The sequence below is a fragment of the Stenotrophomonas sp. NPDC078853 genome, from assembly GCF_044901215.1.
Classification (GTDB): Bacteria; Pseudomonadota; Gammaproteobacteria; order Xanthomonadales; family Xanthomonadaceae; genus Stenotrophomonas; species Stenotrophomonas lacuserhaii.
The window spans coordinates 1-23,227 of record NZ_JBJDOQ010000012.1 but is presented as its reverse complement, the minus strand read 5'-3'; the positions used below and the strand labels follow the sequence as shown (position 1 = coordinate 23,227).

General features: G+C 66.3%; 26 protein-coding genes. 13 read left to right on the top strand and 13 right to left on the bottom strand.

Annotated elements, in window-relative coordinates:
- Positions 1 to 131: 131 nt before the first annotated feature.
- The 4 genes from ACI2JH_RS12770 to ACI2JH_RS12755 all read right to left on the bottom strand — a co-directional run bounded on the left by ACI2JH_RS12770 (position 132) and on the right by ACI2JH_RS12755 (position 2,084).
- Positions 132 to 515, bottom strand: coding sequence for a YbjQ family protein (locus ACI2JH_RS12770; protein ID WP_101098787.1), 384 nt, complete (start codon positions 513 to 515; stop codon positions 132 to 134).
- 68 nt (positions 516 to 583) lie between these two features.
- Positions 584 to 916, bottom strand: a complete 333-nt coding sequence (locus tag ACI2JH_RS12765) for a DUF6966 domain-containing protein (protein WP_101098788.1) — start codon at positions 914 to 916, stop codon at positions 584 to 586.
- Between the two features lie 46 nt (positions 917 to 962).
- Entirely contained in the window at positions 963 to 1,340 is a 378-nt protein-coding gene (locus tag ACI2JH_RS12760; RefSeq protein ID WP_404736367.1) for a glyoxalase, read from the bottom strand.
- A 3-nt stretch (positions 1,341 to 1,343) separates the two neighbouring features.
- The gene (locus ACI2JH_RS12755) at positions 1,344 to 2,084 is read right to left on the bottom strand and encodes an alpha/beta fold hydrolase (RefSeq protein ID WP_404736366.1); all 741 of its coding nucleotides are present in this window, start codon (positions 2,082 to 2,084) and stop codon (positions 1,344 to 1,346) included.
- Positions 2,085 to 2,349: 265 nt separating this feature from the next.
- Between ACI2JH_RS12755 and ACI2JH_RS12750 the strand changes: the two genes are divergently transcribed.
- The 4 genes from ACI2JH_RS12750 to ACI2JH_RS12735 all read left to right on the top strand — a co-directional run bounded on the left by ACI2JH_RS12750 (position 2,350) and on the right by ACI2JH_RS12735 (position 5,816).
- A complete protein-coding gene (locus ACI2JH_RS12750) occupies positions 2,350 to 3,243 on the top strand; it encodes an SDR family NAD(P)-dependent oxidoreductase (protein ID WP_404736365.1) in 894 nt (297 codons plus the stop codon).
- Between the two features lie 30 nt (positions 3,244 to 3,273).
- Positions 3,274 to 4,155 (top strand): LysR substrate-binding domain-containing protein, encoded by an 882-nt coding sequence (locus ACI2JH_RS12745; RefSeq protein WP_404736364.1) that lies wholly within the window; start codon positions 3,274 to 3,276, stop codon positions 4,153 to 4,155.
- Between the two features lie 106 nt (positions 4,156 to 4,261).
- Entirely contained in the window at positions 4,262 to 4,993 is a 732-nt protein-coding gene (locus tag ACI2JH_RS12740) for a class I SAM-dependent methyltransferase (protein ID WP_404736363.1), read from the top strand.
- Between the two features lie 88 nt (positions 4,994 to 5,081).
- Positions 5,082 to 5,816, top strand: coding sequence for a class I SAM-dependent methyltransferase (locus ACI2JH_RS12735; RefSeq protein ID WP_404736362.1), 735 nt, complete (start codon positions 5,082 to 5,084; stop codon positions 5,814 to 5,816).
- A gap of 128 nt (positions 5,817 to 5,944) precedes the next feature.
- On the opposite strand, the gene ACI2JH_RS12730 is transcribed toward ACI2JH_RS12735, so the two are convergent.
- Positions 5,945 to 6,109, bottom strand: a complete 165-nt coding sequence (locus tag ACI2JH_RS12730) for a hypothetical protein (RefSeq protein WP_182656903.1) — start codon at positions 6,107 to 6,109, stop codon at positions 5,945 to 5,947.
- Positions 6,106 to 7,245: a PepSY-associated TM helix domain-containing protein gene (locus ACI2JH_RS12725; RefSeq protein WP_404736361.1), complete on the bottom strand. Its 1,140-nt coding sequence runs from the start codon at positions 7,243 to 7,245 to the stop codon at positions 6,106 to 6,108. Before ACI2JH_RS12725 ends, ACI2JH_RS12730 begins: the two co-directional genes overlap by 4 nt.
- Positions 7,246 to 7,500: 255 nt before the next feature.
- Here ACI2JH_RS12725 and ACI2JH_RS12720 point away from each other — a divergent pair, with 255 nt between their 5' ends.
- Positions 7,501 to 7,680, top strand: coding sequence for a hypothetical protein (locus tag ACI2JH_RS12720; RefSeq protein ID WP_182656901.1), 180 nt, complete (start codon positions 7,501 to 7,503; stop codon positions 7,678 to 7,680).
- 4 nt (positions 7,681 to 7,684) lie between these two features.
- On the opposite strand, the gene ACI2JH_RS12715 is transcribed toward ACI2JH_RS12720, so the two are convergent.
- Positions 7,685 to 8,086, bottom strand: coding sequence for a GFA family protein (locus ACI2JH_RS12715; RefSeq protein ID WP_182656900.1), 402 nt, complete (start codon positions 8,084 to 8,086; stop codon positions 7,685 to 7,687).
- A gap of 218 nt (positions 8,087 to 8,304) precedes the next feature.
- Here ACI2JH_RS12715 and ACI2JH_RS12710 point away from each other — a divergent pair, with 218 nt between their 5' ends.
- Together ACI2JH_RS12710 and ACI2JH_RS12705 are read left to right on the top strand one after the other, a co-directional pair.
- Entirely contained in the window at positions 8,305 to 9,282 is a 978-nt protein-coding gene (locus ACI2JH_RS12710; protein ID WP_404736360.1) for a DUF4105 domain-containing protein, read from the top strand.
- Positions 9,282 to 11,264, top strand: coding sequence for an esterase/lipase family protein (locus ACI2JH_RS12705; protein WP_404736473.1), 1,983 nt, complete (start codon positions 9,282 to 9,284; stop codon positions 11,262 to 11,264). Before ACI2JH_RS12710 ends, ACI2JH_RS12705 begins: the two co-directional genes overlap by 1 nt.
- 68 nt (positions 11,265 to 11,332) lie before the next feature.
- On the opposite strand, the gene ACI2JH_RS12700 is transcribed toward ACI2JH_RS12705, so the two are convergent.
- Positions 11,333 to 12,691: an MFS transporter gene (locus tag ACI2JH_RS12700; RefSeq protein WP_404736359.1), complete on the bottom strand. Its 1,359-nt coding sequence runs from the start codon at positions 12,689 to 12,691 to the stop codon at positions 11,333 to 11,335.
- A gap of 66 nt (positions 12,692 to 12,757) precedes the next feature.
- On the opposite strand from ACI2JH_RS12700, the gene soxR reads away from it, so the two are divergent.
- Positions 12,758 to 13,192 carry a redox-sensitive transcriptional activator SoxR gene (soxR, locus tag ACI2JH_RS12695; protein WP_042613421.1) on the top strand — a complete coding sequence of 145 codons (435 nt, stop codon included), beginning with the start codon at positions 12,758 to 12,760 and terminating at the stop codon, positions 13,190 to 13,192.
- A 37-nt stretch (positions 13,193 to 13,229) separates the two neighbouring features.
- On the opposite strand, the gene ACI2JH_RS12690 is transcribed toward soxR, so the two are convergent.
- On the bottom strand, positions 13,230 to 13,832 hold the full coding sequence (locus tag ACI2JH_RS12690) for a short chain dehydrogenase (RefSeq protein WP_404736358.1): 603 nt from the start codon (positions 13,830 to 13,832) through the stop codon (positions 13,230 to 13,232).
- 94 nt (positions 13,833 to 13,926) lie between these two features.
- Here ACI2JH_RS12690 and ACI2JH_RS12685 point away from each other — a divergent pair, with 94 nt between their 5' ends.
- Positions 13,927 to 14,871, top strand: a complete 945-nt coding sequence (locus ACI2JH_RS12685; protein WP_404736357.1) for a LysR family transcriptional regulator — start codon at positions 13,927 to 13,929, stop codon at positions 14,869 to 14,871.
- A 29-nt stretch (positions 14,872 to 14,900) separates the two neighbouring features.
- Here the strand turns inward: ACI2JH_RS12685 and proC are convergent, their stop codons facing one another.
- Positions 14,901 to 15,722: a pyrroline-5-carboxylate reductase gene (proC, locus tag ACI2JH_RS12680; RefSeq protein ID WP_404736356.1), complete on the bottom strand. Its 822-nt coding sequence runs from the start codon at positions 15,720 to 15,722 to the stop codon at positions 14,901 to 14,903.
- Between the two features lie 18 nt (positions 15,723 to 15,740).
- On the bottom strand, positions 15,741 to 16,418 hold the full coding sequence (locus ACI2JH_RS12675; RefSeq protein WP_372487380.1) for a YggS family pyridoxal phosphate-dependent enzyme: 678 nt from the start codon (positions 16,416 to 16,418) through the stop codon (positions 15,741 to 15,743).
- An 87-nt stretch (positions 16,419 to 16,505) separates the two neighbouring features.
- Here ACI2JH_RS12675 and ACI2JH_RS12670 point away from each other — a divergent pair, with 87 nt between their 5' ends.
- From ACI2JH_RS12670 to ACI2JH_RS12660, 3 genes are all read left to right on the top strand, one after another.
- Positions 16,506 to 17,543, top strand: coding sequence for a type IV pilus twitching motility protein PilT (locus tag ACI2JH_RS12670; protein ID WP_042613426.1), 1,038 nt, complete (start codon positions 16,506 to 16,508; stop codon positions 17,541 to 17,543).
- 87 nt (positions 17,544 to 17,630) lie between these two features.
- The gene (locus ACI2JH_RS12665) at positions 17,631 to 18,776 is read left to right on the top strand and encodes a PilT/PilU family type 4a pilus ATPase (protein ID WP_080335115.1); all 1,146 of its coding nucleotides are present in this window, start codon (positions 17,631 to 17,633) and stop codon (positions 18,774 to 18,776) included.
- Positions 18,777 to 18,804: 28 nt separating this feature from the next.
- A complete protein-coding gene (locus tag ACI2JH_RS12660) occupies positions 18,805 to 19,029 on the top strand; it encodes a hypothetical protein (RefSeq protein WP_404736355.1) in 225 nt (74 codons plus the stop codon).
- A gap of 55 nt (positions 19,030 to 19,084) precedes the next feature.
- On the opposite strand, the gene ACI2JH_RS12655 is transcribed toward ACI2JH_RS12660, so the two are convergent.
- The gene (locus tag ACI2JH_RS12655; RefSeq protein WP_404736354.1) at positions 19,085 to 20,464 is read right to left on the bottom strand and encodes a sigma-54-dependent transcriptional regulator; all 1,380 of its coding nucleotides are present in this window, start codon (positions 20,462 to 20,464) and stop codon (positions 19,085 to 19,087) included.
- Between the two features lie 60 nt (positions 20,465 to 20,524).
- Positions 20,525 to 22,141, bottom strand: a complete 1,617-nt coding sequence (locus tag ACI2JH_RS12650) for an ATP-binding protein (RefSeq protein ID WP_182656891.1) — start codon at positions 22,139 to 22,141, stop codon at positions 20,525 to 20,527.
- A 296-nt stretch (positions 22,142 to 22,437) separates the two neighbouring features.
- On the opposite strand from ACI2JH_RS12650, the gene ACI2JH_RS12645 reads away from it, so the two are divergent.
- A partial coding sequence (locus tag ACI2JH_RS12645) for a succinate--CoA ligase subunit beta (protein ID WP_404736353.1) occupies positions 22,438 to 23,227 on the top strand: 790 nt, incomplete at its 3' end.

Below are 23,227 nucleotides of genomic sequence, written 5' to 3'. Positions count from 1 at the left end.
GCAGCAGCTGGGCGCGTCCAGAGGTTACGTCCGGCATGTGAGTGGATACAGGCTGGGCCGCGCTGCCCGCTGCGCGGAGCCTGCATCGGCCTGGGCACAGCCCCGCAGGCGATCAGCCACCTGCCAACGCGTCAGCTTCCCGCAGGTTCAACAATGACCGCCGTGCCATAGCACAGCACCTCGGTCAGCCCGGTCATGATGTCGGTGGCGTCGTAGCGCATGCCGATGATCGCGTTGGCGCCCAGCATGCGTGCGTGCTTCACCATATCCCGGTAGGTCTCTTCGCGTGCCTGCTCGCACAGCTGGGTGTAGATGGTGATGTTGCCGCCGAACAGGGTCTGGATGCCGCCGAGGAAGTTGCCGACGATCGAACGGGAGCGCACGGTGATGCCGCGCACCACGCCGATGTTCTGCACCACGCGGAAGCCCGGCAGTTCGAATGCGGTTGTGATCATCGAATCGTCCAGTCGCGCTTCGCCGGCAGGACGTCGGGCCGTGTTGTAGGGGTCAGCCATGGGTGTCTCGAAGTGGTGTGGGTGAGGGGGATGGTTGATCGCGCGGCAGGCGCGGCAACCGGTCGGCGTCAGTCGCGCGCTGCGATCACCCGCAGTGCCAGGGCAGCCTGATAGACCCGCCCGGAAGCTTCGTCCAGTGCTTCCATGCCGGCAATCAGGCGGCCGTGCTTGAACGGTACGTAGTCGTTGAAACTGCCCATGCCGCCGAACACGGACATGACCGAGCCCGAGAGCATGTTGAGGGAGGGTTGGTCGTGCGGGGTTGCGGCAAGTGCCTCGGCCTGCCGCAGGCAGGAAACGAAGTGGCGCCGCCATTCGCACTCGCTGTCGCGTGCCAGCAGGTCGCAGAGCGCACTCAGTTCCATGATCAGCTCATCCAGTTGCGCGGCTCTGTCTTCCATGCGGCTGACTATACTGGCAAGACTGCGGCAGGAGACCCTGCCACGGTCAGTCTTTTGCATCCCACTGCGCGAGGTGCAACAGCACACCTGCGGGATCCCAGACGTAGGTTACCTGCGCTCCATAGGGCTCGCTCCGTGGGAGGGCCACGCGCGCGCCGGGGTACTTGCCGGTGTCCAGCAGTGCGCGGATGGCGTTGAAGCAGGCGGCAGCGTCCTGCACGGCAACATGCAGCATGGTGTTCTCCGCCCATTCCTTCGCATAGCCGCGTTGCAGGTAGAAGCGCGAGGGGCCGAGCTTGAACAGGGCCAGGTTGTCGTCCGCCCACTCGCGCTCGCAGCCCAGCGCTTCGTAGAAAGCTTGCGAGAGTGCAAAGTCCCGGGAAGGAAGAAACATCCGGACGTCGGTGGCCTGGAGATCGATCATGGTCTACGCCTCTGGGGGTGCATGCGGGAGGGTGGCACGGTCCAGTGTGCGCAACCAACTTGCCACGCGGGCTGCCGTTTCCACGGGCTGGGCCTGGAGCAGCAGGTGCGGCCCGTCCAGAAGATGCGACTCGGCGGGCTGCTGCAGTCCATGCTCGATCGATCGCAAGGCGCTGGCCTGCAACAGTCGATCCTCGTTTGCATGCAGGCAAAGGACAGGCGTTGAGACCAAGGGGAGCAACGCCCGAACGTCGATCCGCAGCGTCTCCACGGCGCGTGCACGCAGCACCGACGGCGACGTGCCGGCCAGCGCGTCCCGCAGCGCACCTTCGAGTGATGCCGTCCGCCAGCGTCCAAGCAGAAGCCTGGCCAACGGCGCGACAGGCGGCAGCGGGAGCGGCAACTGCAGCACGCGGGCCAACACAGACGGGGCAGGCACCGGGGCACATGCAAACGTGGTGGAGAGGATGATGCCGCGAAGCGAGGTCAGTCCGGTCGTCCCGAGCATTATCGCCAAGGGACCCGCAAATGATTCACCGAGCAACACGAAGGGCGGTTGCCGGAGCAACTGGGGGCGAAGCCAATCACGCAGTGCGTCATATCCCATCGCCCGGTCTTTCGGATATGCGATGACCTGGGATTCAACCCCCTGCGCCTCGAGCGCGTGCATGAAAGGGACGGACAGGCGGCCGCTCCCATCGAGCCCTGGCAGGATGATCAGCAGCGGGGCGGAGCTGTTCGTCATTGTCGAGATGAAGAGCCAGGTGGGCCTGTAGCGTGCCATTCTGGCCAGAATGGTTTGGCAATATTCGATGATAGTACGAAGGGAGCTGGCGAGCTCATTGTGTCGAATGCGACGCTTATTCGGCTCATCCGATGAGCCGAATAGGCCGCCTATTCGGCTCACGGCCTTGCCAGCATTGACTCTACGCCCTTCGATACCCATAACGGATCACCCCTGCCTGTGAACGGTATTGGCCACCGCTGCCGTGCCAGTCCACGCTGTGTGGATGACGGATACTCCCCTTGATTTCAATGGACAGGTCGGCCTGGTCACTGGTGCGGCGGGCGGCTTGGGCCTGGCCTATACGCGCCTGCTGGCACGCCTCGGCGCCAGGATCGTGATGCAGGATGTCGGCGCCGACCGCGATGGCGAAGGGCGTGACCCGGGCCGGGTGGCCAGTGCCGCCGCACGCCTGCGCGTGGAAGGCCTGGACGTGGCCAGCTGCGGGCTCGCCATCGATACGCGCGCGCAGTGCCACGCATTGGTCGACGAGGTCCTGGCCCAGCACGGGCGGCTGGACTTCATCATCCACAACGCCGGTTGGGTGCATTACCAGCGCATCGAAGACATCAGCGAGGTACAGCTGGAGCACATGCTGGATATCGCCACCAAAGCGCCTTTGTGGCTTGCCCAGGCGGCGTGGCCGGCGATGCGTGCGGCAGGAGGGGGGCGCATCGTGCTGACCACCTCCGACCGGGCGTTGTACCCGCAGTACGTGCAGCACGGGCTGGCCAGCTACGCGATGGCCAAGAGCGCCGCAGTGGGCCTGATGAACGTACTGGCTGCAGAGGGCGAGGCGGACAACATCATCGTCAATGCGGTATCGCCGGTGGCCAAAACACGCATGTGGGGCGTGCACGGCGAACCCGATGAGCTGCATCCGGATACCGTGGCGCCCGGGGTGGCCTGGCTGGCCTCGTCGCGCTGCGTGCAGGGCGGGTGGGTACTGCGCGCCAGCAATGGCCAGTTCCATGCGACGCGCACGCAGGAGCCTGCCAGCGTGAGCTACCCGCGCGATCTGCAGGGTGTGGCTGCCGCCAGCGTGGAGGCTTTCGATGCGGCGTGGCCGGAGATTGCGCTGCCGGCGATCGAGCCGCGGAGCAGGCACCGGGACTGCTAACCTGAGCCGGCCATTCCTCGCGCGGTTGCCATGATCGATCTTCGTTTGCTGCGCCAGTTCGTCGCTGTCGCGGAAGAACAACATTTCCACCGCGCCGCCGCGCGCCTGCATATGTCACAGCCCCCGCTGACTGCGGCGATCCGCCGGCTGGAAGAGCAGATCGGGGCGCTGCTGGTGATACGCGGGCATCGGACCGTGGGACTTACTGCTGCCGGGGAGGTTTTGCTGGTGGAAGCGCGGCACACCCTGCAGCAGGCCGCCCACGCGGTGGAGGCCACGCGCGAGGCCGCGGCAGGACGCAGCGGGCAGGTGCGCGTGGCGTATGTCGGCAGCGCGCTGTACGGCCGCCTGCCGCAGCTGATCCGTGCGTTCAGGCGCAGCCACCCGCAGGTGCGCCTGGAGTTGCGCGAGGCGACCTCGCGCCAGCAGCAGCACATGCTGGCCAAAGGCGAGATCGACCTGGGCGTGCTCATTCCTCCCATTCCCATTTCGCCTGGGATGCAGCTGCAGGACTTCGATGTGGACGCGCTGGCTATTGCCTTGCCGCACGCACACCCGTTGGCGTCCGTCGTTTCCTTGCGGATGGAGGATCTTGCCGGTGAGGAGTTTGTCAGCTGGCCCGCCGTGGAAGGGGAGGGATTTCATTCGCATGTGATGCGCCAGTGCGTGGCCGCGGGATTCATGCCCAAGGTGGTGCAGGAAGCACACGGCATGCATGCGGTGCTGTCATTGGTGGCGGTGGAGACCGGTATCGCCATCGTGCCGTCCAGCATGGCGGGATTCCGCGATACGGAGGTCTGTTACCGCCCCGTGCAGTCGGAAGACGCGCACTTCAGCCTGAGTTTCTGCCTGCGCACCGATATGGATAATCCGGCCTTGCATGCGTTCATGGGAATGGCGCGTAGCGGGTGACGGGCGGAGGGTGTTGCGATACTGCGCGTCGCTTTTGCCTCTTCAATGGCGAATCACCACCCTATAGCGTTTGCACTCACGGTTCTGGTGATCCAAGGAAGATGTGATGAGCGCAAGCTATGACAGTATCGTCGACCAGTACATGGCCTACGCCAATGCCTCGCCGACCCGGCCCATCGAAGTGCGCACGATGCTGCGCTTGTCCGGTGAGGTGAAAGGAAAAAGCGTGCTGGACCTGGCCTGCGGATCGGGCTACTACGGACGCGAGTTCCTGCGTCACGGCGCGGCAAGTGCGCATGGCGTGGACCAGTCGCAGGGCATGATCGATTTCGCCCGCGCCCTGTCCACCTATCGCGGCGATGACATGACCTTCCAGACCCATGATGTGATGGATATGCCTTCAGGCAGCGAGCATGACATCGTGCTGGCTGCGTATCTGTTCAACTATGCCGCTTCACTGGAGGAGTTGCGCCGGATGTTCGCCGCGGTGGTTCCGCATGTGAAGCATGGCGGCAGACTGGTGGTGCAGACCTTGAGTCCGGACTATCGGCTGGGCTTGGGGGACTACGCGGCGTACGGGGTGAAGGTTCTGGAAGAGACACCCTGGAAGCAGGGTGCGCGGCTGCGGCTGGAGTTTCCGGGTACGCCGCCGGCATTGATCACCAACTACCGCTGGGAGCGTGCACATTACGAGCAGGCTATCCGCGCGGCGGGCTTCAGCGCGGTCAGCTGGCATGAGCCGGTGCTGGAGCAGGCCGATATCGATGCGCGCGCTGAAGGTTACTGGGAGGGCTACGTGCACAACTGCATGTCGGTGAACCTGGTGTGCGAACGCTGAAACGGGCGCGGGCGGTTTCGCTTTCGCCTCTTCAATGCGTAGACGACGTTGCGTAGCGTGGACACCTCTGTTGAAGAGGATTTCCACGATGAAAGCGCACTACGATGACATCGCAGGCCAGTATGCGGCGTATGCCAACGCATCGCCCACGCGCAGGGTCGAACTGCGGACCATGCAGCACATGGTCGGCGATGTGACGGGCCGCAGCGTGCTGGATCTGGCCTGCGGTTTCGGCTTTTACGGCAGGGCAATGCTGCTGGCCGGCGCCGCCAGCGCGCACGGTGTGGACCAATCGCCGGAGATGGTGGCAATAGGGAGGCGGGTATCGGCGACTGCCGGCGACGCGATGACCTTCCAGGTCAGTGATTTCCTGCAGTTGGCACCGGTGCGCGAGTACGACCTGGCGGTGGCCGCCTTCCTGTTCAACTACGCGCAGTCGCTGGACGAGCTCGCACGGATGGCTGCGGCGGCGTTCGAGCATGTACGCGCCGGTGGCAGGATCGCCGTGGAGACGATGAATCCTGATTACTGCCTGGCGGACGATGATTGTTCGAAGTACGGCGTGCGGGTGCTGGACGATGTGCCGTGGCAGCAGGGCGCCAGGATGGAGATGGAGTTCCCGGGCGATCCACCGGCGCGCATCACCGTGTTCCGCTGGGCACGCGAGCATTACGAACGCGCATTCGCACAGGCGGGTTTCACCGACCTGGTGTGGCAGGCTCCCTGCCTGTTGGAGCAGGACCGGCTGGCCCAGCCGGCGGGGTACTGGGATGACCTGCTGCGCAACGGCTTGGCCGCGTGGTTCTCCTGCACCAAGCCGTAGCGCTGAGCCATGCCCGGCGGGCACGCAGCGTGGCGTGTGTCAGGCATCCCGATGCCGGAACGGAGAGCCGCCGAGCATGGCTCGGCGCTACCAGGGTGGCCGCGCGGCGTGCACTTGGAATCAGCGCATCAGCGCCGGTCGCGCTTCATCCATGCTCGCACGAACAAGGCGATGAGGCCGCTGAAAATCACCCACGAAATGAGGTCGAACAGGCCATCGCCGATCAAGGCACTGACCAGCCCGACCAGGCTGGCCAGCGTGATCCACGCCGGTGCGATGAAGGGGCTCTTCATGCCACCTCCTGCGTCTGCGCGCGTTCGATCTCGGCCACGCGCGTGGCGGTGTTGCCGCGCTTGAACCACAGGTACAGGCCGCTGACCAGCACCGCGATGGTCAACAGGTCCAGCAGCGCCCACAGGATCTTCAACGGCAGCTTGCCGTAGTCACCAAAATGCAGCGGCTGGCTCAGCAGCAGCACGGTCATGTAGGTCGGCAGCTGCGGCTGCGCGGTCAGCGCGCCGGTGCTCGCATCGATCAACACCGGGCGATACAGGCGTTCGGTGAGCGGTGAATTGCCCTGCATGAACACGCCGAAGTGATGATCACCGCTGTAGCCGGTGCCGGGGAAGCTGACGAAGGCCGGGCGCATCTCCGGTTCGGCCGCGCGCGCGGTGTCCACCGCAGCCTGCAGCGAAGCCAGCTGGGTGGGCTTGGGCTGGCCGGCATACCGCGCGGCGAACTCACCCAGCTGCTGGGTTTGCCAGGCCTGTTCCAGCGGCTTGGCCAGGGTGTTGATGGCCCCGGTCAGGCCGACCACCAGCGCCCAGCCCAGCGTGACGATGCCGATCACGTTGTGCAGGTCCAGCCAGGCCAGCCGGCGGCTGCGACCGGTGCGCAGGGTGCCGAAGCGCTGCTTGCGCATGAAGGGTCCATACAGCACCAGCCCGGAGATGATCGCCACCACGAACAACAGCCCCATCGCACCCATGAACAACAGGCCGGGCAGGCCGAGAAACAGATCCGTATGCAGGCGGTACAGGAAGTACATCACGCCTTCGTTGAACTGCGGTGCGGGCACCTGTTCGCCACTGACGGTATTGAGCAGCACGGTCTGCATCTGCGCCGGCGGCGTATCGGTGCGCGCGCCGGTGTTGACGTACATCAGCGGGGCGTCCGGATCCCAGCCGACGAACAGCGGCACGTTGCCCGGGAAGTGCTGCAATGCCGTCTGCACCTGCGCGTTCAGGTCGCGCAGCGTGGCGTCGGCGGGTGCGGCCGGTACTTCCGGGTCGGCGCCGGTGAGGTGGGCGATCTCGTGGCCGAACACCAGCGGCAGGCCGGTCAGGCACAGCAGCAGCAGGAACAGCGTGCAGACCAGGCTGGTCCATTTATGGACCACGAACCAGGCTTTGATGGCGGAGCGTTGCATGCAGCGGGAATCCTCGGGCGAGGGCTGGAGGGAACAGTAGATGGCGCGGATTATCCGCAAGCATATATGCAAATACAAATGATTCGCAGGCGCGAAGCCCGCGACAGCGAAGCCTGCGACCTTGCCTGAAACGGGAAGCCTGAATCAGTGCGGTGCGCGCGTTCAGCACGGTCATCGCGGTGTCATGGCCGGATCACACGGCAGTCGCCGGGGCGGGGATAGCGTGGACCTGCCCGCCCCCAACGGAGACCTGCCATGTGGCTCATCAACCTTCTGCTTGCCACCCCCTCGTCGCCGTCCACGCCGCCGGCGCCGCAGCCGTTGCCGGAAGCGCACGCGCGCCGGCTGACCCTCAAGCGCCCCGCGCGTGCCGGGCGCATGGCGATCTCACCGTGGCAGAAAGTCGCGATGCCGGCGCGGCGCAGCCGCCACTGATGGCCTATTCGCGGTCCGCCGGATGGTGCACCCCATCGTTGGTCGGCACCTCGCCGAGCGCGAACGGATTGATGCCTTCCAGGCAGGCCACGTTGTAGCCGAACTCGCGTGGATTCGAGCGTCGCCGGTGATGGGTGTAGATGCCGCAGACGCCGCAGAACCAGTGCTCGGCCACATGGGTGTTGAACTGGTACAGCCGCAGCTGCTCGCCGCCGCGCACCACCTGCAGGCCATCCTCTGCAACGGTGGCGGCAATGGCACCGCGCCTTCGACACATCGAACAATCGCAGCGGCGCGGCTCGACGATGCCGTTCGGCAGGTGCAGCCGCAGCTCCACCGCACCGCAATGGCAGGTAGCGGTGTGGTGCTCGTTTACAGGAACTCCGGCAACCGATGTGATTCCCATGGGGTCCTCCAGGGTGACGCACACATTGTGTAGCAGGCCGTGCTGGCTGACGACCGTCGGTCCTGATGGGTGACGACCGTTGGTCGTCACTCCCTCTCCCGCCAACCTGAACAGGCGGCCATTCCGCCAAAGCGCCGGCTGTGGCTAACTAGGCGCCCCACGGATGAAGTGACAGCACCACAGTGAAGGCAGCAGGACGTTGGACGATTGCGATCATCATGCTGCTTGGCGCCCTGTGGGCCGGCGGACTGCTGTTCTACCAGATGCTTGGCCCGGTCTGGCTCGGCGCGCTGCTGGCGCTGGCCTGGGTTTTCTCTGCCGGCTGGATGGCGCTGCGCTTCGCGCGCGGACGCGCTGGCCGGCGCATCGGATCGGCCTACGTGCTGGGCATGGCCTGTGCCGCCCTGTGGTGGACGGCGCTGAGCCCCAGCCAGGACCGCACATGGGCTGACGACGTGGCCGAGCGCCTGCACGTGGTGGCCTTCGATGGGCACCACGTGGTGCTGGACAACGTGCGCGACTTCACCTGGCGCACCGAGCAGGACTACGACGCGCGCTGGGTAAGGCGGGAGTACGACCTGCAGCAGTTGCGATCCGCCGACCTGGTGATGTCGTACTGGATGGGCCCGGCCATCGCCCACACGCTGGTGTCGTTCGGCTTTGCCGACGGTCGCCACCTGGTGTTCTCGCTGGAAATCCGCAAGGAACAGGGCGAGTCGTTCTCCGCCCTGGGCGGCTTCTTCCGCAAGTTCGAGATGACCCTGGTGGCGTCGGAGGAAACCGACATCATCCGCACGCGTACCAATGCACGCGGCGAGGATGTCTATCTGTACCGCCTGCACGGGCTGACGCAGGCACAGCTGCGCACCCTGTTCGCCGGCTATATCGAGCAGGCGCGCAGCCTGGATGCCGCCCCTGCGTTCTACAACACGCTGACCAGCAACTGCACCACCATCGTGTTCGACCTGGCGCGCCACATCGCGCCCGGCCTGCCGCTGGACTACCGCCTGCTGGCATCGGGCTACCTCGACGAATACGCCTTCGACCAGGGCGCGCTGGCGCCGGGTTATCCGTTTGCCACGCTGAAGTCACGTGCGCGGATCACCGAGCGCGCGCTGCAGCCGCAGGCCCAGACTGACTTCTCCGCCTGGATACGCCGCGGCGTTCCCGGCACCGCACAGGAAGACCAACCATGATGGCCGCGGTATACCCCTTCAACTGGCAGCGCAGCCTGCGACTGCTGCTGGCAGCAACCGCGCTGCTGATCGGCAGTGGCTGCGCGATGGTGACGGTCAAACAGGTCGCCAACACCGATTACCTGACCACCAAGCGGTCCGACGTGCTGACCACCGGCAAGCTGAGTGCGGCTTCGCAGGAGACCCTGAGCGTGGTCGGGCTGGATGCGAGCCAGTGCGAAAAGGATCTGGTCGCGTGCCGCCGGACCCTGCTGGATACCGATGGCGTCAGCGCCGAACAGCGCATGTCTGCGTTGTCCGAGCTGTGGGTGCAGACCGCGCTTGCGCTCAGTCCCAAACCGAAGCACGCCGACAAGGAGCCGATGAGCGATGCGGCGGTGGATGCCTGGCTGGAAGCGGCCCGCTTCGCGTATGCATACCTGTTCTTCAGCGGGCGCGCGCCGTCGGACCGTGCCTTTGAGGACCGCCAGACCCAGGTACGCGACTACTACAACTACGCCGCCGAACAGACCGCATCGGTGGTGTTCCGGCGCTCGCGCGCCTCCGCGCTGGACGGCGAGGATTACAACGCCCCGGTGGCCGGCGAGCGCTGGACCATCACCTCCGACTACGACCGCCTGTCGATGCCCAGCATCCCGACCCGGTTGGTGTCGGCGGCTACGATCAGTTTCGTCGGCCTGCGCAGCACCTACCGTCGCGATGGCTTCGGCGCGGAGCTGGTGGTGGTGATGGATCCACCGAAGTTGAGCACGCCGCTGCCGGATGCTGATGCGCCGGTGGATGGTGCAGCACCGAAGCGCAGGCATGAGGTGCCCCAGTACAGCGAGATGTCCTCGATCAATGCCACCGCGCTGCTGCGTTTCAAGGGCAACTCGTTGGACGAGGTACTGCAGACCAGTCAGGTGCTGCTGGACGTGTACTCGCCCGAGGCCACCGAGCGCGTGGACCTGCACGGCCAGCAGGTACCGCTGGCCGGCAATTTTACCGCAGCGTATGGGCTGTGGCTGGCGCAGAGCGGCTTTGCCACGCAGGCGCTGCGCACCCTGTTCGGCATGGCCGAAGGTATCAAGGAACCGCACATCTACCTGATGCAGCCGTGGGACCCGGACCGCCGCATCATCTTCATGCTGCACGGCCTGGGCAGCAGTCCCGAAGCCTGGGTGAACGTGGCCAATGAGATCATGGGTGAAGAGGAACTGCGCCGTGAGTTCCAGGTGTGGCAGGTGTATTACCCCACCAACGCCCCGATCGCCCTGAACCGCTATGAGATCTCGCGTGCGTTCAACAGCACGCTGAAGCACTTCGATCCGGGCGGGCAGTCGCGCGCGTCGAAGGATCAGGTGTTCATCGGCCACAGCATGGGCGGCGTGCTCGGCCGCTTGATGCTCAGTTCCTCAGGCGATGTGCTGTGGAATGACCTGTTGGCACGCTATGACCTGAAGGGCGAGCGCCTGCAGCGGGTAAGAACCAAGTTGGGGCCGTTGCTGCAGTTCCAGCCGCAGCCGAACGTGGAACGGGCGATCTTCATTGCCGCTCCGCACAAGGGTACGGACATCGCCGGTAACCGCGTGGGGCGCCTGATCGGCCGCCTGGTGCGCCTGCCGCTGACGATCCTGGGCTCGTTCGAGGATGCCTTCAACACGCTGCAGCAGGCCGATGCGCAGCGCAGCGGCAGCGAGAAGCTGCGCGTACCGAACAGCATCGACAACCTGAAATCCAGCGATCCGTTCGTGATGGCGGCGGCCTCGCTGCCGATCCAGCCGGGCTTGAAATATCACTCGATCATCGCCCATCGCAAGGCGGATGTGCCGCTGCTGCAGTCCGATGACGGACTGGTCCCGTACTGGAGCGCGCACCTGGACGGTGCGGTGTCGGAGAAAGTGATCATCTCCGGCCACAGCGTGCAGGAGACCCCGCAGGCGGTGCTGGAAATCCGCCGCATCCTGCGCGAGGACGTGGACGAGGTGGGCGCACGGCCCTGATCCGGAGTCCGGGGCTGGGTGGGAGTCCGGACCCACACCCACCCCTCGCCCACCAACTGCGGCTGCGATCAGATGCGCCGCGCGACCACCGTGGCCAGCAGCGCCAGCAGCAGCGTCACGGCGAAGCAGAGCAGGTAGCCCAGCGTCTCGCGGCCATCGATGAAGGCGGCAAACAACGATCCCGACAACGCCAGCGTGGTCGCCACGCCGACCCCTTCGCTGAGCTGCAGGGCTGAACTGTTCGCGCCCTGTTCGTGCGGCGCCGACATCGACAAGGTGAGCACCGACAGGCTGGGGTAGATCAGGCCCATGCCCAGCCCGGTCAGTGACCAGCCCGCGAGAGCAAGTAGCAGCGGCACGCCCTGCTGCAGGGTCAGCGAGGTCAGCAGCAGACCGCCACACATCATCCACGCACCGGCCTGCAACAGGTGGGCGCGGGTCCATCCGCGGCGCTGGTGTCCCTGCATCCATGAGCCGGCGAACCAGCCCAGCGCGCCCATGCTCAGCGCGGCGCCGGCCCACAGCGGTGACAGATGGCGTTCGCGCTGCAGCAGCAGCGGCAGGAACGCTTCGGCCGCGAAGAAGGCCGACGCGGCGATGCCGCGCATCGCGATCACGCTGGGCAGGCCGCGGCCGAGGCGCAGCGTACCGGTGGGCAGCAGGTGGCGTGCGCAGGCCACCAGCAGGACCAGCGCCGCAGCCATCAGCGCCACGGCGACGATGCCCTGCTGCTGGCCGCCCAGGTACAGCAGCAGCGCGGCAAGTGCGGTGCCGGTCGCCCAACGCACCACCGGCCGTGATGCGACCCCGGTGCGCGGATGCTGCGCACTGGCGCGCAGTGCCGGCACCAGCAGCAGGGCGGCGGGCAGGGCCAACACCGGTACCGCCAGGAAGACCCAGCGCCAGCCGACGTATTGCACGATCAGCCCGCTGATCGACGGCCCGATCAGCGAGGGCACCACCCAGCCCGCGGAGAATGCAGCGAACACCTTTGGCCGCAGTGCTTCGGGGAAGGTGCGCGCCACCAGCACGTACAACGACACCGATACCGCACCGATACCCACGCCCTGCAGCAGGCGCCCAGCCACCAGTACGCCCATGCGCGGGGCCAGTCCGGCCACGATCAGGCCGGCCAGGAAGAAGCCCAGTCCGAACCACAGCGGACGCGCCGGACCTTGCTGGTCGCACAGACGGCCGGCCACGCTCATGCCGATCACACTGGTCGCCAGCGCACCGCCGAAGGCCACTGCGTACAGGCGCAGGCCATCCAGCGCCTGCGCCACGGTGGGCATGGCGGCGGCCACGGCCAGGGCCTCGAAAGCGACCAGCGCGACCAGCGCGACCATGCCGATGGTGGTGGCGCGATAGCGCGGCGAAAGGATGGAGGCATCATCCGGGGAAGCAATCGAGGCGGCGGGAGCGTTCATGCAGGCACTTGTATTGGCGAAGCGGAGGCGGCAGCATCGCGCCTCAACCAAGGTTGAGGTCAAGTGATGGCGACGCAGGAGCTTAGTGTAGGCGAGGTGGCCAAACGCAGCGGCGTCGCCGTGTCCGCATTGCATTTCTATGAGCGCAAGGGGCTGATCCGCAGCCTGCGCAACGCAGGCAACCAGCGCCGCTTCCCGCGCGATGTGCTGCGGCGGCTGGCGGTGATCCGCGTGGCCCAACGCGTGGGCATGCCACTGGAAGCGGTGGGTGCGGCGCTGGCCGAGCTTCCCGAAGGACGCACGCCGACCAAGGCCGAATGGGCACGCATGTCCGCGCGCTGGCGTACCGAACTGGATGAGCGCATCCACCTGCTGCAGTTCCTGCGCGACCAGCTGACCGGCTGCATCGGCTGCGGTTGCCTGTCGTTGAAGCGCTGCCGCCTGGCCAACCCGGATGACATGCTGGGTGAGCAGGGCGACGGCCCGCAGCGCTGGGAATAGCGCTGCCTCGTGCCGCCGCCGGTCGGCGCCGCTTGCCTTACCAGACGGTGAGCGTCTGCCCACTCTGGATGCCTTCCACCGCGCGCTGGTACGCCAGTGCGACGCGGCGCGCAGGTGCCGGCTCAAAGCCGGGGAAGTACGGCGCATAGGCGGCGGCCGATTCTTCCAGCACGGTCGGGCTGACGATGTTGATGCGCAGCCCGCGCGCGGCCAGTTCGAACGCTGCAGCGCGCACGAAGCCTTCCAACCCGGCGTTGACTGCGGTGGCGTTGCTGCCGTCGCGGACAGGTTGGGCGCTGATGATGCCGCTGGTGAGGGTGATGGAGCCGCCCGCGCGCAGGTGGTGCTGGGCGGCCAGTGCCAGCCGCACCTGGCCGAGCAGTTTGTCCTGCAGGCCGCTGTCGAACTGCGCTGCGGACATGTCCTGCAAAGGGCCGAAGTGGACCTGGCCGGTGGTGGCGATCACCGCGTCCAGCGGGCCGGTGGCTTCGAACAGTGCCTGCACGCTGCGGTCGTCGGTGAGGTCGACCTGGTGCTGGCCACTGTGGCGACCGGCCGCCAGGATTTCATGCTGCTGCCCCAGGTGGGCGGCGACGGCTTGGCCGAGGGTGCCGGACGCGCCGACGATCAGGATCTTCATGCAGTTTCTCCGTTGGGGACGCGCTCAGTCTGCTACTTCGTTGAGGTTTCGGTAAGCAGCGTATGATTTGCTCATTCCTAACCTGGGGTTTGCAATGGACACTTTGCGCTGCATGCAGGCCTTCGCGGCGGTGGCCGACCACGGCAGCTTCGCGCGTGCCGCCGAACAGCTGCAGGTATCGGCGGTGATGGTCGGCAAGTACATCCAGCAGTTGGAAAGGCACCTGGGCACGGCGCTGCTGCAGCGGAATACGCGCCGGCAACGGCTGACCGAGGCCGGCGCGGCCTATCTGGCCGGCTGCCGGCAGGTGCTGGAGCAGGTGCAGCAGGCCGAAGCGAGCGTGGCCGGCCTGCAACTGCAGCCGCGCGGGCTGCTGAGGGTGAGCGCGCCGAGTACGTGGGGAAGCTGCGTGCTGGCACCGGCGCTGGCATCGTTGCTGCAGGCGCAGCCGCTGTTGAACATCGAGCTGGACCTGAGCAACCGCACCGTGGACCTGATCGAGGATGGCTTCGACGCCGCCATCCGGGTGGGTCCGCTGCCGTCGCGTGAGCTGGTGGCGCGGCCGCTGCCGCCCTATGCGATGAGCCTGTGTGCATCGCCGGCATACCTGCAACGCAGGGGTACGCCGCAGTTGCCGTCCGACCTGGCAGCGCATGATTGCCTGGGCCATCTGGCCTGGCGCGGTGGCCATGGCTGGCAGCTGGCCAGCGGTGAGCCGGTGGACTGGGAGCCGCGGGCGCGGCTGAGCAGCAATGACGGGCAAGCGTTGCGCCAGGCGGCGCTGGCCGGTGCTGGGCTGGTGCTGCAGCCGACGGCGCTGCTGGGTGAGGACATCGCCGCAGGGCGGCTGGTCAGCGTATTGGAAGCGTATCTACCGGTGCCACGCCCGATGCATCTGATCTACCTGCCGGACCGCCGGCCGCGTCCGCGCCTGCAGTGTTTCGTGGATTTCCTGGTGGAGCGGTTTCCGGTGGCACCGGAAACCTGGAGCGGTAGCGCCGAGCCACGCTCGGCTAGCGCGCAGCGCGGCGCGGCATGACGGCCAGCGGCCGTCAGTGCCGTCGGGGTTCAATCGTTGGCGGCGGACAGTTCGCGGCCGCGTGCCTGGGCGGCGGCCAGCGCCTTCGCGACCAGCGCCTCGAAGCCGCCGGCCTGGAAGGCCTCGATCGCCGCCTGCGTGGTGCCGCCCGGCGAGGTCACCCGGCGGCGCAGTTCGGCCGGCGCTTCACCGGCTTCATCGAGCATCCGTGATGCGCCCAGCAGTGTCTGCTGCACCAGCGTGCGCGCCGCCTCGGCCGGCAATCCCTGCGCGATGCCGGCCGCTTCCATCGCCTCGGCCAGCAGGAACACGTACGCCGGGCCGCTGCCGGACACCGCAGTGACCGAGTCCATCAGCGCTTCATCGTCCACCCACACCGTGCGTCCGGCGCTGGACAACACCCGATCAGCCTGCGCGCGTTGATCCTCGCTGACCTGGGCGGTGGCGAACAGGCCGGTGACTCCCGCACCCAGCAGGGCAGGGGTGTTGGGCATCGCGCGCACCACGGCGATGTCGCCGCCCAGCCAGCGATCCAGCTGGCTGCTGGTGATGCCGGCGGCGATGGAGACCAGCAGCGGTCGCTGCGCGGCCGCCACGGGCTGCAGCGAGGCACACACTTCAGGCAGCACCTGCGGCTTCACCGCCAGTACCCAGGCGCGGGCCTGGGCAGCGGCCTCACCCGCGGTAGCGTACGTGGTGACCCCGAAGTCAGCAGCCAGCGCATCGCGAAGGGCGTCCACCGGCTCGGCGACATGGATGTCGGCGGACGGGATGCCCTGTCGGACCAGGCCGGCAATCAGGCTGCGGGCCATGTTGCCGCCGCCGATGAAAGCGATGGAGGAATCGGTCATGCGGATGCTCCTTTCAGTTCAGGCCGGACGGACGCGCGCGCCGAACAGCGCGGTGCCGATGCGGACCATGGTGGCGCCATCGGCGATGGCCTCGGCGTAGTCGCTGCTCATGCCCATCGACAGCGTGTCGGCCTGCGGGTATCGGCTCTGCAGAGCCTGCTGCAGCGCCTGCATGCGGCTGAAGGCCGCGTGGCGTTGCGCAGGATCGGGCCACGGCGCCGGGATGGCCATCAGCCCGCGCAGCTGCAGGGTGGGCTCGGCGGCGATGGCCGCCGCCAGCGCGTCGACCTGCGCAGGCTGGCAGCCGTGCTTGCTGCTTTCATCGTCGATGTTGACCTGGATCAGCACGTTCAAGGGCGGCAGATCGACCGGTCGATGGCGCGCCAGGGCGGTGACCAGCTTGCTCCGGTCCACGCTCTGCACCCATTGGAAATGACGCGCGACAACCTCGGCCTTGTTCGACTGCAGGTGGCCGATCAGGTGCCATTCCAGCCCAAGGCCTTGCAGCGCCTCGATCTTCGCCAGCGCCTCCTGCACGTAGTTCTCGCCGAAGGCGCGCTGGCCTTCGGCCGCCAAGCCAGCAATCGCCGACGCCGGCTGGGTCTTGGACACGGCCAGCAGGGTGGGCACTGGCCGCCCGGCGGCCTGCGCCGCGTTCTGCAGGTTGCTCAGTATTCCGGGCAGGGGACTTTGCACGTGACGCGTTCCGGTCTGACAGGACGCTATACTGACGCCCGGGGAAAGATCCTTCCAGTCGAAGCCGTTATTGGGGAGTAGCCGCTCATGGATATCGCCGAGCTGTTGGCGTTTTCCGTAAAAAACAAAGCATCCGACCTGCACCTGTCCGCAGGCCTGCCGCCGATGATCCGCGTGGATGGTGACGTCCGCCGCATCAACATCCCGGCGCTGGACCACAAACAGGTGCATGCGCTTGTCTACGACATCATGTCGGACAAGCAGCGTCGCGATTACGAAGAGTTCCTCGAGGTCGATTTCTCGTTCGAGATCCCGTCGCTCGCGCGCTTCCGTGTCAATGCCTTCAACCAGAACCGCGGCGCCGGTGCGGTGTTCCGTACCATTCCCTCCGAAGTGCTGACGCTGGAGGACCTGGCCTGCCCGCCGCTGTTCCGCGAGGTGATCCAGCAGCCGCAGGGCCTGATCCTGGTGACCGGCCCGACCGGTTCCGGCAAGTCGACCACGCTGGCGGCGATGATCGATTACATCAACAAGAACGAGTACGGGCACATCCTCACCGTCGAGGACCCGATCGAGTTCGTGCACACCTCGCAGAAGTGCCTGATCAACCAGCGTGAAGTGCACCGTGACACGCACGGCTTCAACGAAGCGCTGCGTTCGGCCCTGCGTGAAGATCCGGACATCATCCTGGTCGGCGAACTTCGCGATCTTGAAACCATCCGCCTGGCCCTGACCGCGGCGGAAACCGGCCACCTGGTGTTCGGCACGCTGCACACCAGTTCGGCGGCCAAGACCATCGACCGCATCATCGACGTGTTCCCGGCTGGCGAAAAGCCGATGGTGCGCTCGATGCTGTCCGAGTCGCTGCGCGCGGTGATCTCGCAGGCCCTGTTGAAGAAAGTGGGCGGCGGTCGTACCGCGGCCTGGGAAATCATGGTCGGCACTCCGGCCATCCGCAACCTGATCCGCGAGGACAAGGTGGCGCAGATGTATTCGGCCATCCAGACCGGCCAGCAGCACGGCATGATGACCCTGGACCAGCACCTGCAGGACCTGGTCAAGCGCAGCCTGATCACGCGCAACCAGGCCAAAGAGTACGCCAAGGACAAGCGCCTGTTCGAGTAAGGCAGGCGACGGCGGGCGGCGCGCGTCGGCTCGGCGCGCACCGCGGGCCGCCGTGCCGAGCCCCCGTCCCGTTTCCTGGAGTCTGCCGTGAACAGTGCCGCCACCAATACCATCGATTTCACTTCCTTCCTCAAGCTGATGGCGCACCAGCGCGCCTCGGACCTGTTCATCACCGCAGGCATGCCGCCGGCAATCAAGGTCAACGGCAAGATTTCGCCGATCACCCAGACCCCGCTGACGCCGCAGCAGAGCCGCGACCTGGTGCTGAACGTGATGACGCCGGCACAGCGCGAGGAATTCGAAAAGACCCACGAGTGCAACTTCGCCATCGGCCTGTCCGGTGTCGGTCGCTTCCGTGTCAGCTGCTTCTACCAGCGCAACCAGGTCGGGATGGTGCTGCGCCGGATCGAAACGCGCATCCCTACCGTGGATGAGCTGGCGCTGCCGCCGATCATCAAGACGCTGGCGATGACCAAGCGCGGCATCATCCTGTTCGTCGGCGCTACCGGCACCGGCAAGTCGACTTCGCTTGCGGCGATGATCGGCTACCGCAACCACAATTCGACCGGGCACATCATCACCATCGAGGATCCGATCGAGTTCGTGCACCGCCATGAGGGCTGCATCATCACCCAGCGTGAAGTCGGCATCGATACCGACAGCTGGGAAGCGGCGCTGAAGAACACCCTGCGCCAGGCGCCGGACGTGATCATGATCGGCGAGGTGCGTACCCGCGAAGGCATGGACCATGCCATCGCCTTCGCCGAAACCGGCCACCTGGTGCTGTGCACGCTGCATGCGAACAACGCCAACCAGGCGATGGACCGGATCATCAACTTCTTCCCGGAAGACCGGCGCAACCAGCTGCTGATGGATCTGTCGCTGAACATCAAGGGCGTGGTCGCGCAGCAGCTGATTCCTTCGCCCGATGGCCGTTCGCGCAAAGTGGCGATGGAGATCATGCTGGGCACTCCGCTGGTGCAGGATTACATCCGCGAAGGTGAGATCCACAAGCTGAAGGAAGTGATGAAGGAGTCCACCCAGCTGGGCATGAAGACCTTCGACCAGAGCCTGTTCGAGCTGTACCAGGCGGGCGAGATCAGCTACGAGGACGCGCTGCGCTATGCGGATTCGCAGAACGAAGTGCGCCTGAAGATCAAGCTGAGCCAGGGCGGCGACGCCCGCACGCTGGCGCAGGGCCTGGACGGGGTGGAGATCTCCGAAGTCCGCTGAGCCCGGACGGGTGGATGCGGACCCGGAGGTGCGGACCTCGCTCCGCGCGCGCCCAGCGCGGCTCGCCGCGCCCGCCGAGCATGCAGGCGCCGGCTGGGTGCAGGAGTGGGACAAGCCGCGGCAGGCCTTGCGGACCGGCGACGTGGTGTGGATTGCGCTGGGCGTGAAGCGTTGGCACGGCGCGCAGGCGATGGATGGCAGCCCGGTGACGTGGCTGGAACAGGTCACCGAGGCGCAGTACGAAGAACGGTAGTGACGGCCGCTGGCCGTCATGGCGCAATGTTGACGACCAGCGGTCGTCACTGCCCTCATTCCATGCCGAGTTTCTTCAGCTTGTAGCGCAGCGCGCGGAAGGTGATGCCAAGCTGCGCGGCGGTGCGGGTCTTGTTCCAGCGGTTCTCTTCCAGCGCGCGCTGGATGGCGGTGCGCTCCATCTGTTCGATGTAGGAGGGCAGGGCGGCACTGCCTGCCGGCAGGTCGACGACCGCTTCCACCGGCGGTGCGGCGTTGCTGCCACCGTTGCGGCCATTGGGCTGCGGCAGGCGCAGGTCAGCCGCGCCGATGCTGTCTCCTTCGGCCAACGCCAGTGCCCGCTCCAGGATGTTTTCAAGTTCGCGCACGTTGCCGGGGAAGCCGTACACAGCGAGCGCTTCCAGTGCCGACGGCGCCAGCAGCGGCACGGCGCAGCCGTGGGTGCGCGCCAGCCGTGCCAGGATCGCAGCAGCCAGGTCGGGCAGGTCTTCATGGCGCTCGCGCAGCGGCGGAACGCGCAGTTCGATCACGTTGATACGGTAGTACAGGTCGTGCCGGAAGCGTCCTTCGTCCACCAGCTCGGACAAGTCCTTGTGGGTGGCCGACAGGATCCGCACGTCCACCGCGATTTCCGCCGAAGCACCGACCGGCCGGACTGATTTTTCCTGGATGGCGCGCAGCAGTTTGACCTGCATCTGCAGCGGCAGTTCGGCCACCTCGTCCAGGAACAGGGTGCCGCCGTGTGCTGCCTGGAACAGGCCGGGTTTGTCGGCGTGGGCGCCGGTGAAGCTGCCCTTCTTGTGGCCGAAGAACTCGCTTTCCATCAGCTCCGACGGAATGGCACCGCAGTTGACCGGAATGAACGGGCCCGCCGCGCGCGCGCCCTGCTCGTGGATGGTGCGCGCGACCAGTTCCTTGCCCACCCCCGATTCGCCAAGAATGTACACCGGTGCCTGGCTGCGCGCGACCTTGCCCAGCGTGCTGCGCAGGGTATCCATCGCCGGTGAACCGCCGAGCAGGCGTCCTTGCTGTTCGGCCGGGGCGGCCGCGGGTGGCCGTTCGGTGTTGTTGAGTTCCAGCGCGTGCTTGACCAGTCCGCGCAGCACGGAGATGTCCACCGGCTTGCTGACGAAATCGAACGCGCCGGCCTTCAGCGCTTCCACGGCCAGGTCCATGCTGCCGAAGGCGGTGATCATCGCTACCGGCGTGCGCGGGTAGTGCTGGGCGATCTCGGTGACCAGTTCGATGCCGTTGCCATCGGGCAGCCGCATGTCGGTGATGCAGAGATCGTACGGATTGCTGGCCAGCAGCTCGCGTGCTTCGGCGAGATTGGCGGCGGTGTTGATACGCAGGCCCATCCGGCCCAGGGTCAGCACTAGCAGTTCGCGGATGTCGCGCTCGTCATCGACGACCAGTGCGCTACGGGTTTCGTTCATGGTTGAGAAGATAGCGGAGGGGGGCGATGCCGACAAATGTTTGACGCATGGTGCAGACCGTCATCCCGACGACAAGGTATGCGGGGCGGGCAGGATGATGCGGAAACAGGCGCCGCCTGCGGGCACGGGCACGTATTCCAGGCGTGCCTGGTTGGCGCGGCACAGCTCGCGGGCGATGTACAGGCCCAGCCCGGTGCCGTGCTCGGACGTGGTGAAGAAGGGATTGAACAACTGTGCAGCGACAGCGTCGGGAATGCCGGGACCGCGATCCATCACGTCGATCACCGGGCTGCCTTCCAGCCGTGCCAGGCGCAGCCGTACGCGCGCCGGCTGTTCGCCGATGCGGCCATACTTCAGCGCGTTGTGGACCAGCGCGGTCAGCACCTGGTGCAGGTGGCGTGGATCGACCATCGCGGCGACCGAGGTCTCCGAGATGATTGATTCCACGCTGTCCGTTTCCAGCGACAGGCCCTGCTTGTACTCCAGCACGAAGCGGCGGATCAGCGCGGCCAGGTCCACGTTCTCCGGGTTGGCGCGCTCGCGGCGGGCAAGGCCCAGCACGCTTTCCACGATGCCGTTGGTGCGCTGGCACTGCTGGTGGATGATCTGCAGCAGGCGACGGTCGCCCTCGCTGAAGTTGGCGTCTTCTTCTTCCAGCAGCTGCACCGCGTAATTGATCGCCGCCAGCGGATTGCGGATCTCATGCGCCAGGCTGGCAGAGAAACGACCGAGCGCGGACAGGGTCAGCGATTCGGCCCGCTTGGACACCACGCTGGAGTCATCCAGGAACACCAGGGTGAGGTCACTGCCGGCCAGCAGGCGGGCGAATCGCGGCTGGACTTCGGGCTGGTCCGGGGACAGCATCAGCGGCGTCTCTTCCTGGTTCCCGCCGGTGCGCCAGCGGTGCAGCCGGCGCGCCAGTTCAGGCGCTGTGCGGGTCAGGCCCGGCCGCTCACCGGCGCTGGCGCCTTCGTGGTCACCGAGCAGCGCCGATGCGGCTTCGTTGACCAGGGTGATGCGGTTCTGGCCGTCCACCACCATCACCCCGGTGCGCATGCGGCGGATGATCAGCTCATTGATCTGGTAGAGGTTGGCTACTTCGTCGCCGCGCTGGTTGGCCAGCTGCTGGCTGTGGCGGGCGCGGTTGGCGACCTGCGAGCTGATGAACGCCAGCGCCAGGTAGCTGGTGGTGAACATGGCCAGTTCGGCCAGCGTACGGGTGGGGGCGCCGCCTTCCAGCAGCTTCCACAGGTACTCGGCGACGGTGGCGACGCTGGCCCCCACCGCCAGCCCCAGCGCCATCGGAAACGGCAGCATGGTCGCGGCGGCGGCGATGTTGAACAGCAGCGACATCGAGATGCCGGCACTGGCCCCGGGCAGGGCATGGGCCAGCAGCGAAGCGGCGACGATGTCCAGGCTGACGCCGACCAGCACGAACTGCCGCAGCCAGCGCTCGCTGCGCCCCAGCAGCAGCATCAGCACCGAGAACAGCCAGTAGCCACCGGACACGTAAGCAGCCAGTTCGGGGTGGTCGGCCTGCCCCAGCAGGTCGGCCATCGGGCTGAACATCAGCCCGGCGATCGCGGTGGCGATCAGCAGCCGGTACAGGGCAAAGAAATACAGTTCGCGTCGAGGAATGGACTCGATGCGGTCGATCAAGGATGTGGTCGGTGCCACGCCAAAACTCCCCTTCTGGCTTGCGTGCAGTATAGGCATGGATGGGCGCCTGGCCGGCCGATCACTGCGCAACGAACGCCCGCACGTGCCGTGGGCGGTGGCCGGGCAATCCCGGGGGGGTGTCACAAATAACTGAAAAACCAGAAAAATCCGGCGCCATGCGGCGCGTCATCCCGCTGTCTTTGCGCCACGCGCCGGGGTCAGCCACAATAGCGGGCCCGCCGCGGTCCGTGCCGGTGCCCGTGAGGGAGCCTTGGAGGAGATGCGTGCGGTCGTTCCTATTCCCACGGTGACGCATGAATTTCCACGAATACCAGTCAAAACAACTGCTTGCCGAGTACGGCATTCCCGTCCCGGCCGGCAAGGTCGCGGCTACCCCGGACGAAGCAGTCGCAGCAGCGACCTCGCTGGGCCAGGGCCCCTGGATGGTCAAGGCGCAGATCCATGCTGGCGGTCGCGGCAAGGCAGGCGGCGTCAAGTTCTGCAAGACCACCGACGATGTGAAGGCCGCTGCGGCCAAGATGCTCGGCACCAAGATGGCTACCTACCAGACCGCTGGCGTCGAGCTGCCGGTCAACCTGGTGCTGGTGACCACCGCCGGTGAGATCGTCAAGGAACTGTACCTGTCGGTCCTCGTCGACCGCGGCACCAAGACCATCACCTACATCGCTTCTTCGGAAGGCGGCGTGGAAATCGAGCAGGTCGCTGCTGAAACCCCGGAGCTGATCCATTCGCTCAACGTCGACTTCGTTGAAGGCGTGCAGGGTTACCACGGCCGTGATTTCGGCTTCAAGCTCGGCCTGACCGCCAAGCAGGCCGGCCAGTTCGCCAGCATCATGGTCAACCTGTACAAGCTGTTCAACGAAAAGGACCTGGCGCTGGTTGAAATCAACCCGCTGGCGATCCTGGACGATGGCAACCTGTACGCGCTGGACGGCAAGTTCGACAGCGATGACAACGCCGCGTTCCGTCAGAAGGCGCTGGTTGCGATGCGCGACAAGACCCAGGAAGACGAAACCGAAGTGACCGCTTCGGAGCTGGACATCAACTACGTCACCATGGACGGCAACATCGGCTGCATGGTCA

Excerpts from the sequence above, each read along its gene's own strand:
- ACI2JH_RS12770 (WP_101098787.1), bottom strand. The coding sequence starts at position 515 with ATGGCTGACCCCTACAACACGGCCCGACGTCCTGCCGGCGAAGCGCGA.
- ACI2JH_RS12765 (WP_101098788.1), bottom strand. The coding sequence starts at position 916 with ATGGAAGACAGAGCCGCGCAACTGGATGAGCTGATCATGGAACTGAGT.
- ACI2JH_RS12760 (WP_404736367.1), bottom strand. The coding sequence starts at position 1,340 with ATGATCGATCTCCAGGCCACCGACGTCCGGATGTTTCTTCCTTCCCGG.
- ACI2JH_RS12755 (WP_404736366.1), bottom strand. The coding sequence starts at position 2,084 with ATGACGAACAGCTCCGCCCCGCTGCTGATCATCCTGCCAGGGCTCGAT.
- ACI2JH_RS12750 (WP_404736365.1), top strand. The coding sequence starts at position 2,350 with ATGACGGATACTCCCCTTGATTTCAATGGACAGGTCGGCCTGGTCACT.
- ACI2JH_RS12745 (WP_404736364.1), top strand. The coding sequence starts at position 3,274 with ATGATCGATCTTCGTTTGCTGCGCCAGTTCGTCGCTGTCGCGGAAGAA.
- ACI2JH_RS12740 (WP_404736363.1), top strand. The coding sequence starts at position 4,262 with ATGAGCGCAAGCTATGACAGTATCGTCGACCAGTACATGGCCTACGCC.
- ACI2JH_RS12735 (WP_404736362.1), top strand. The coding sequence starts at position 5,082 with ATGAAAGCGCACTACGATGACATCGCAGGCCAGTATGCGGCGTATGCC.
- ACI2JH_RS12730 (WP_182656903.1), bottom strand. The coding sequence starts at position 6,109 with ATGAAGAGCCCCTTCATCGCACCGGCGTGGATCACGCTGGCCAGCCTG.
- ACI2JH_RS12725 (WP_404736361.1), bottom strand. The coding sequence starts at position 7,245 with ATGCAACGCTCCGCCATCAAAGCCTGGTTCGTGGTCCATAAATGGACC.
- ACI2JH_RS12720 (WP_182656901.1), top strand. The coding sequence starts at position 7,501 with ATGTGGCTCATCAACCTTCTGCTTGCCACCCCCTCGTCGCCGTCCACG.
- ACI2JH_RS12715 (WP_182656900.1), bottom strand. The coding sequence starts at position 8,086 with ATGGGAATCACATCGGTTGCCGGAGTTCCTGTAAACGAGCACCACACC.
- ACI2JH_RS12710 (WP_404736360.1), top strand. The coding sequence starts at position 8,305 with ATGCTGCTTGGCGCCCTGTGGGCCGGCGGACTGCTGTTCTACCAGATG.
- ACI2JH_RS12705 (WP_404736473.1), top strand. The coding sequence starts at position 9,282 with ATGGCCGCGGTATACCCCTTCAACTGGCAGCGCAGCCTGCGACTGCTG.
- ACI2JH_RS12700 (WP_404736359.1), bottom strand. The coding sequence starts at position 12,691 with ATGAACGCTCCCGCCGCCTCGATTGCTTCCCCGGATGATGCCTCCATC.
- soxR (WP_042613421.1), top strand. The coding sequence starts at position 12,758 with ATGGCGACGCAGGAGCTTAGTGTAGGCGAGGTGGCCAAACGCAGCGGC.
- ACI2JH_RS12690 (WP_404736358.1), bottom strand. The coding sequence starts at position 13,832 with ATGAAGATCCTGATCGTCGGCGCGTCCGGCACCCTCGGCCAAGCCGTC.
- ACI2JH_RS12685 (WP_404736357.1), top strand. The coding sequence starts at position 13,927 with ATGGACACTTTGCGCTGCATGCAGGCCTTCGCGGCGGTGGCCGACCAC.
- proC (WP_404736356.1), bottom strand. The coding sequence starts at position 15,722 with ATGACCGATTCCTCCATCGCTTTCATCGGCGGCGGCAACATGGCCCGC.
- ACI2JH_RS12670 (WP_042613426.1), top strand. The coding sequence starts at position 16,506 with ATGGATATCGCCGAGCTGTTGGCGTTTTCCGTAAAAAACAAAGCATCC.
- ACI2JH_RS12655 (WP_404736354.1), bottom strand. The coding sequence starts at position 20,464 with ATGAACGAAACCCGTAGCGCACTGGTCGTCGATGACGAGCGCGACATC.